This is a genomic window from Streptomyces sp. NPDC030995 (assembly GCF_055571215.1).
Genome location: NZ_JBVIFS010000051.1, coordinates 21,973 through 30,603 on the forward strand (window position 1 = coordinate 21,973; position 8,631 = coordinate 30,603).

General features: G+C 72.7%; 2 protein-coding genes. Both read left to right on the top strand.

The window, feature by feature from the left end:
• Positions 1-163 precede the first annotated feature (163 nt).
• The gene (locus ACZ45T_RS37025; RefSeq protein WP_468448550.1) at positions 164-7,492 is read left to right on the top strand and encodes an amino acid adenylation domain-containing protein; all 7,329 of its coding nucleotides are present in this window, start codon (positions 164-166) and stop codon (positions 7,490-7,492) included.
• Positions 7,492-8,478 (top strand): TauD/TfdA family dioxygenase, encoded by a 987-nt coding sequence (locus ACZ45T_RS37030; protein WP_468448551.1) that lies wholly within the window; start codon positions 7,492-7,494, stop codon positions 8,476-8,478. Before ACZ45T_RS37025 ends, ACZ45T_RS37030 begins: the two co-directional genes overlap by 1 nt.
• Positions 8,479-8,631: the final 153 nt, after the last annotated feature.

Genomic DNA, 8,631 nt, shown 5'->3' on the forward strand with positions numbered 1-8,631 from the left:
CGGTGGGCCACAGAGAAGGACGGGCACTCACACACGCAGTCTTGCCTGCCTGAAAGAGCGCCGCGCTGACCCTGCTGGCGCCTGGCGCCCGGTGTGCAGCCTGGGTTCGGTCAGTGCGCCCGGGTCCGGGGTCAATCTACGGCAGGTATCAGGAAGGCGAAGGATGAGCACGAGCTCGATCTCCCGCGCGGAGTTGTTGAAGCGGCGCCTGCGGGGCCTGGCGAAGGCGGCGCAGGACGACGGGATCACTCCGGTGGCCCGGGGCGAGGCCCTGCCGCTGTCGTTCGCGCAGCGCCGGCTCTGGCTGCTGGATCAGATCCAGCCCGGCAGCACCGAGTTCCTGATGCCCCTGCGGCTACGGCTGCGCGGCGAGTTGGACGGGGCAGCGCTGCGGCGCGCGCTGGACGAGGTCGTCGCCAGGCACGAGGTGCTGCGCACCCGGTACGCGACCGGGGACGGCGAGCCCGTCCAGGTGATCGACGGGCCGGGCCCGTCGGCGTTCACCTTTCTCGACCTGCGCGGCACCGGCCGGGAGGCGGCCGAGCACCGGCTGGCCGAGCTGGAGGACGAGGCCGGTGCGCGCCCGTTCGACCTGGCGGCCGAGCAGCCGCTCCGGGCGCTGCTGGTGCGGATGGCCGACGACGATCACGTGCTGCTGCTGACGATCCACCACATTGCCTTCGACGGCTGGTCGGAGGCGATCCTGCTCACCGAACTCGACCAGCTCTACCAGGCGTTCGCGGCCGGTCTGCCTTCCCCGCTGGCCCCGCCGCCGGCGCAGTACGCGGACTTCGCCGTCTGGCAGCGCCAGCGCCTCTCCGGCGCCCGCCTCGCCGAGCAGCTCGACCACTGGCGCCGCGCGCTGGCCGGTCTGGAGCCGCTGGAGCTGCCCACCGACCGCCCGCGCGGGCCCGTCCGCTCGACCGACGGTGCCAGTGTCGCCTTCACCGTGCCGGCCGAGTCGGCCGAGCTCCTGGTCCAGCTGGGCCGGCAGCACGGGGCGACCCCGTTCATGGTCTTCCTGGCCGCCTACCAGCTGCTGCTCGGCCGCTACAGCGGGCAGCACGACGTGGTGGTCGGCAGTCCGCTGGCCGGCCGGGACGAGTCGGCCACGCACGAGATGATCGGCCTGTTCGTCAACATGGTGGTGCTGCGCACCGACCTCTCCGGCGAGCCGTCCTTCGTGGATCTGCTGGCCCGGGTACGGGCGACCGCGCTCGACGCCTACGAGCACCAGGAGACCCCGTTCGAGCAGCTGGTCGACGAGTTGGCGCCCGTGCGCGACGCGTCCCGCACCCCGATCTTCCAGGCGGTCTTCCAGCTGGAGACCAGGGATCCCGCCGCCCGGGCCGGCCTGGCCGCCGAGCCCGAGTCGGTCGCCTGGAGCGTGGCCAAGTACGACCTGGGGCTGTCCCTGGGCACCCGCCCGGACGGTTCGCTGTCGGGCCGGCTCGACTACGCCACCGCGCTGTTCGACACGGAGACCGCGCAGCGGCTGGTCGGCCACTATCTGCGCCTCCTCGCGAGCATCGCCGCCGACCCGGACGCCCGGGTGAGCGGGCTGGAGCTGCTGACCGGCGCCGAGCGCGAGCGGCTGACGGCCCGGCACGACGCCGCCCGGGACTACCCGACCGCGCCGTCGCTGGCCGAGGCGTTCCAGGCCTGGGCCGAGCGCACCCCGGACGCCACCGCGGCGAGCTACGACGGCACGGCGCTGACCTACGCCGATCTCAACGCCAGAGCCAACCGGCTGGCGCACCGGCTGCGTTCGATCGGCGTGGCACCGGATTCACTGGTCGGTGTCCGGCTCGACCGCGGCCTCGACCTGGTGGTGGCCCTGCTCGGGGTGCTCAAGTCCGGCGCCGGGTACCTCCCGCTCGACCCGGGCCAGCCGGCCGACCGGCTGGCCTACATCCTCGACGACGCCGCAGTGACCGTGGTGGTCTCCCGGGACGAGGTGCCGGGTGACGGTGTCACCACCGTGGCACCGGAGGCGGATCCGGCCGACTGGCCGGACACCGACCCGGCGCCCGTGGCCGGCCCGGACCACACCGCCTACGTCATCTACACCTCGGGCTCCACCGGCCGCCCCAAGGGCGTGCCCGTGACCCACCGCAACGTGCTGCGCCTGCTGGCCTCCTGCGCGGCCGACTTCGACTTCGGCCCCGACGACGTGTGGACGCTGTTCCACTCCTACGCCTTCGACTTCTCGGTCTGGGAGCTGTGGGGCGCCCTGCTGCACGGCGGCCGGGTCGTGGTCGTGCCGTTCGCCACCTCGCGCTCCCCGCAGGACTTCCTCGCCCTGCTCGTCGCCGAGCGGGTCACCGTGCTCAACCAGACCCCGTCGGCCTTCCGGGGCCTGATCGAGGCCGTCAACGCCGCCGATCCGGCACCGGACGCGCTCTCGCTGCGGAAGGTGGTGTTCGGCGGCGAGGCCCTGGACGTGGCCGAGCTGGCGCCCTGGTTCGACCGCTTCGGCGACACCACCCCGGCGCTGGTCAACATGTACGGGATCACCGAGACCACCGTGCATGTGACGTACCATCAGGTCAGTGCAGCCGAGACCACGGGCGGCCGCCGCAGCCCGATCGGCCGGCCGCTCGGCGACCTGCGGGTGTACGTGCTGGACGAGGAGCTCAACCCGGTGCCGATCGGCGTGCCCGGCCAACTCCACGTCTCCGGAGCGGGGCTGGCCCGGGGCTACCTGGGCCGGGCGGCGCTGACCGCCGACCGGTTCGGCCCGGACCCGTACGCGACGGTGCCGGGCGCGCGGATGTACCGGACCGGCGACCTGGCCCGCTACGGCGTGGACGGTGGCCTGGAGTTCCTCGGCCGGGCCGACGACCAGGTCAAGATCCGCGGTTACCGGATCGAGCCCGGCGAGATCGAGGCGGCCGTCACCGGCCACCCCGGGGTGGAGAAGAGTGTGGTGCTCGCCCATCGCCGTCCGGGGGACCGCGAGTCGCGGCTGGTCGCCTACTACACCACCACGGCAGGCCGGCCGGCCGGTGTGGCGGAGCTGCGCGACCACCTCAGCCGGGTGCTGCCCGCCTACATGGTGCCCGCGGTCTTCGTCCCGCTGGACGTGCTCCCGGTGACCGCCAACGGGAAGACCGACCGCCGGGCGCTGCCCGATCCGGACGCCCACCGGGCGCTCGCGGAGGAGGAGCACATCGCCCCGAGAACACCCATCGAGCAGGTGATGGCGGAGAGCTGGGCCGAGGTGCTCGGCCTGCCCCGGGTGGGTGTGCGGGACAACTTCTTCGCCCTCGGTGGGGATTCGATCCGGGCCATCCGGGTTGTGGGCGCGCTGCGCCCGCGCGGGATCGAACTGACCGTGCAGGACCTGCTGGTGCACCAGACCGTCGAGACCCTGGCCCGGTACGCCGAGTCGGCCGGGCCGGCCACCGAGGTCAGCCCCGAGGAGCGGCGGGTCGCCCCGTTCGCGCTGCTCTCGCCGGAGGATCGGGCGAAGCTGCCCACCGGTCTGGCCGACGCCTACCCGATGTCCATGGTGCAGGCCGCCATGGTCTACCAGATGGTCTCGGACCGGGACACGAGCCCCTACCACAACATCACCCTCTTCCCCTTCACCGACGACGCCCCGTTCTCGCTCCCCGCGATGCGTGCGGCGGCGGCGCTGCTGGCCCGGCGGCACGAGATCCTGCGCACCTCCTTCGATCTCTCCGGCTATCAGGAGCCGCTCCAACTCGTGCACACCACCGGCGCGGTGGAGGTCGGCTTCGACGACCTGCGCCCGCTCGGCCAGGCCGGGGCGGCGGAGGCCGTCGAGCGGTTCACCGAGGAGACCCGGAGGGCCCCGTTCGACATCACCCGGGCGCCGATGCTCCGCTTCCACGTGCACCTGACCGCCGACGACCGTTGGACCTTCTCGTTCATCGAGTGCCACGCCATCCTCGACGGCTGGAGCCACCACTCGCTGATCACCGAGGTGATGGCGGACTACCGGGCGATCCGGGACGGGCGTGAACCCGCCCCCGCCCCCACCCACACCGTCCGCTTTGCCGACCACATCGCGTTGGAGCTGGACTCGCTGGCCTCCGAGGCGGACCGCGCCTTCTGGCAGGACCGGACCGGCCGGTTCGACCGGGTCGAGCTGCCGGAGAGCTGGGCCGCCGCACCGGGCTCGGGCGAGCTGCCGTACCTGATCACCGTCCCGTTCCGGGACTTGGAGCCCGGGCTGCGCCGACTGGCCGCCGCCGCCGGGGCCCCACTCAAGAGCGTTCTGTTCGCCGCCCACCTGAAGGCGCTCAGCGTGATCAGCGGCTCGCACCGGTTCCACACCGGTCTGGTCTGCAACGGGCGACTGGAGACCAGGGGCGGCGAGTCGGTGCGCGGCATGCACCTGAACACCCTGCCGCTCGGCGTCGAACTGACCGGCGCGACCTGGGCTGAACTGGTCGGCCAGGTCTTCGCCGAGGAGGTCGCGGCCTGGCCGCACCGCCGGTTCCCGCTGCCGGAGATGCAGCGCGAGTGGGGCGCCGGCACACCGCTGGTCGAAGTCGCCTTCACCTACCTCGACTTCCATGTCCTGGACCGCAGCAGGATCGAGTCGGCGAACGTGGTCGACGTCAGCCCCAACGAGTTCGGGCTTGACGTCTGGACCTTCCCCGGCGTGCTGTACATCTCCGGACAGCCCGCCCGGATCAGCCGCGCCAACGGGCAGCGGCTGGCCGGGACGTACCGCCGGATCCTGGCGGCGATGGCGGCCGACCCGGCCGGCGACGCCCGCGGCACCGCCCTCGACGAGACCGAGGCGCAGCGGCTGCTCTCCTTGGCCGCCGGGCCCGACGCGGGCTATCCGTACGAATGCCTGCACGAGCTGTTCGAGCGTCAGGTCGGCCGCACGCCGGACGCCGTCGCCCTGCGCTGCGCCGACGGCAGCACCGTCAGCTACACCGAACTCAACTCCCGAGCCAACCGGTTGGCCCGCCACCTGCGCTCACTCGGCGTCGACCGGGAGAGCCGGGTCGGCGTTCTGCTGCGCCGGGGGCCCGAACTGGTGGTCGCGCTGCTCGGCGTGCTCAAGGCGGGCGCCGCCTACCTGCCGCTCGACCCCGGCCACCCCGCGCCCCGGCTGGCCGCCCTGCTGGCCGAGACCCGGGCCGCCCTGGTGCTCTCCCAGAGCGAGTTGGCCGAGCTGCTGGCCGACGGCCCGGCCCGGGTGCTGCTGCTGGACGGCGAGGTGCCGCTCGGCGACCGCTCGCCGGAGAACCTCGGCCGGACGGCGGACCCGGACGGCCTCGCCTACATCGTCTACACCTCCGGCTCCACCGGCACGCCGAAGGGCGTGATGATCGAGCACCGCAACCTGGTCAACTACGTCTCCTGGTGCCTGGGCGGCTACACCCCGCTCGGCGGCACCGGCGCGCCACTGTACTCCTCGATGGCCTTCGACCTGCCCGTCACCTCGCTCTTCCCCGCGCTGCTCTCCGGGCAGCCGGTGACCATCACCGAGGACGACGGCACACCCGGGATCGACGCGCTGGTCGCCGAGTTGGAGCGGGGCGGCTTCGGTCTGCTCAAGCTGACCCCGTCGCACCTGGCCCTGCTCAACCAGTCCCTGTCGCCCGAGGCGGTCCGTCACGCGGCCGGCCGCCTGATCGCCGGCGGCGAGGAGCTGACCAGGGAGATGGTCTCCAGCTGGGCGGAGCACGCACCGGACACCGTGGTCGACAACGAGTACGGACCGACCGAGACCACCGTCGGCTGCTCGCACCTGGAGGCTACCGCCGCCGAACTCGAAGCGGGTGTGCTGCCGATCGGGCGGCCCTTCGCAAACACCACGATGCGGGTGCTGGACCGGAATCTCGAACTCGTCCCGGTCGGGGTGGTGGGCGAGCTCTACATCGGCGGGGCGCAGCTGGCCCGGGGTTACGTCGAACGCCCAGAGCTGACCGCCGAGCGCTTCGTGCCGGATCCCTACGCGGCGGAGGCGGGCCAACGCCTGTACCGGACGGGTGACTTGGCCAAGTACCGCGAGGACGGAGTGCTGGAGTTCGCCGGCCGGGTGGACCACCAGGTGAAGATCCGGGGGTACCGGATCGAGCTGGGCGAGATCGAGGCGGCGCTGCGCGGCCACGCCGACCTCCGCGACGTCGCCGTCCGGGTGCACACCACGCTGGGGGGCGAGAAGGAGCTGGTCGCCTACCTGGTGCCGGCCGAGGGTGCCGAGATCGACACCGCCGGGCTGCCCGCCCAACTGGCCCGGACGCTGCCGCCCTACCTGGTGCCGTCCGGCTACCTGGTGCTCGACGACCTGCCCATGACCGCGAGCGGCAAGGTGGACGCCGCCGCGCTGCCGGAGTTCGCGGGCCCGGCCTCGACGCGCAGCTACCGGGCACCGCGAACGTCGGTGGAGAACGTGCTGGCCAGGGCCTGGGCCAAGGCCCTGGGCCTGCCCAGGGTCGGGATCGACGACAGCTTCGTGGAGCTCGGCGGCCACTCGCTCACCGTGATGCGGGTGATCGTCAAACTCCGCACCGAGCACGGCATCCGGCTCTCCTTCCAGGACTTCTACCGGCACCGGACGGTGGCCGAACTGGCCCGGGTGGTGGCCGATTCCGAGACCGCGGAGGCAGGCACGGGGACCTGCGGGACGGAGACCGCGGACGCGATCGTCTGGCTCCGCCGGGAAGGGACGAGGCCGCCACTGTTCTGCGTCCACCCCGGCAGCGCGCACTGGTTCGCCCAACTCGCCGAACACCTCGACGAGGACCAGCCGGTGGGCGTGTTCGAGTGGCCCGGGCTGACCCGCCCGTGCCCCGCCCCCGAGAGCATCGAGCAGATCGCCGAACTCAACCTCGCCGAGCTGCGCCGGGCCGCACCGAACGGCCCGTACCGGCTGCTCGGCTGGTGCGGCGGCAGCCAGATCACCACCGAGATGGCCCGGCGGCTGTACGAGGCCGGCGAGGACGTCACCTTCCTCCTGCTGGACCCGGCGCTGGACACCTACGAGCGCGAGAACATGCGGGAGTTCATGGACACCTTCCTGCGGGCCGAGGCCCTGCTGGCCCGGCTCGCCGTGGCCGGCGAGGACGAGGTCGACGAGATCCAGCGGCAGGCGCACGCCGTCCTCAACGTGATCGTCGACGACGGCGAAATCGATCCGCCGGTGCCCGGAGACGACTTCTGGCCATCCCGGGTGCGGGTCTGGCGGGAGTTGCTGCAGACCCGGCTGAACTACCGGCACCGGGCCTACCCGGGGAAGCTGCACCTGCTCGCGGGTGACGAGCTGGCCGCCGGCCAGCACGAGGTCGCGATCGGCGTCAGCTTCGCCGACTTCACCAGCCGGTGGGCCGAACTGGCCGACGGCGGGCTGGAGGTGTACCGGGTGTCCGGCAACCACCTCGGGGTCCTGCGCGCGCCGCACGTCGGCGAGGTGGCCGAGGTGCTCACCCGCCTGATGGACACGGGGAAGCAGCAGACAGAGATGGCCGACCGTCAAGAAGTCCAGAAGGAAGTGCACTGATGTCGATGGACCTCGAGGTCGGCACCCATGCCGACGGGATGACCCTGAACAGAGCCGACACGCTGGCGGTCGAAGAGGTGGCGAGAGCGCTGCTGTCGACGGCCGGCAGCCGGATCGACGACGCGGCATGGCTGCGGGAGGCCGGGCGGCGCTGGCACGACCTGCCGGTCTCGCTGCGGAAGTCGCTGGCGGCCTTCCGGCGCGACTCCGGCCCCGCCGGGGCGTTCGTGATCCGGGGACTGCCGGTGGACCCGGCACTCGTCCCCGGGACGCCGATGGTGAGCGGTTCGGTGCAGCGGGAGGCGACCGTCGCCGCGGCCGCGCTGATGCTCGTCACCAACGCGCTGGGCGATCCGATCTCCTTCCGGCCGGAGAAGTCCGGCGCGATGGTGCACGACGTCATCCCGGTGCCCGGCAACGAGGAGTTCCAGGGCAACGAGGGATCGGTGCTGCTGACCTTCCACAACGAGAACGTCTTCCACCCGCACCGCCCGGACTACGTCCTGCTGCTCTGCCTGCGGGCCGACCACGACCGGGTGGCCGGGCTGCGGACGGCCTCCATTCGGCAGGTGGCCCGGCTGCTGAGCGACGAGAGCCGCGAGGTGCTGTTCCGGCCGGAGTTCGTCAGCGCCCCACCGCCCTCGTTCGGCCTGCCCCCGGGGGAGTCGCAGCCGCACGCAGTGCTGAGCGGCGCACCCGAGGACCCGGACGTCCAGGTGGACTTCGCGGCCACCGACCCGCTGACCCGGCGGGCCGACGCCGCGATGCGGGAGCTGCAGGCCTTGTTCGCCGAGCACGCGCTGACCCACTACCTGACCCCCGGTGACCTCGCGATCGTGGACAACCGGGTGACGGTGCACGGGCGGACGGGGTTCACCCCGCACTACGACGGCCGGGACCGCTGGCTGCAGCGCACCTTCGCCGTCCAGAACCTGCGCCGGTCGCGCGTCCACCGGGCGGACGACGGGCACGTACTGGTCGGCTGAGCACCGGCCCGACCGGCCGGTACGAGCACCGCGGGGGGGGGGGGGGGGGGGGGGGGGGGGGTGGTCCCGCCCCACCCCCCCCCCCCCGCTTTGGGTCAATTCCCGGACAGGGACGTTACGCTGTGATGTTTTTTAAGGGGGTACGGAGTGAGA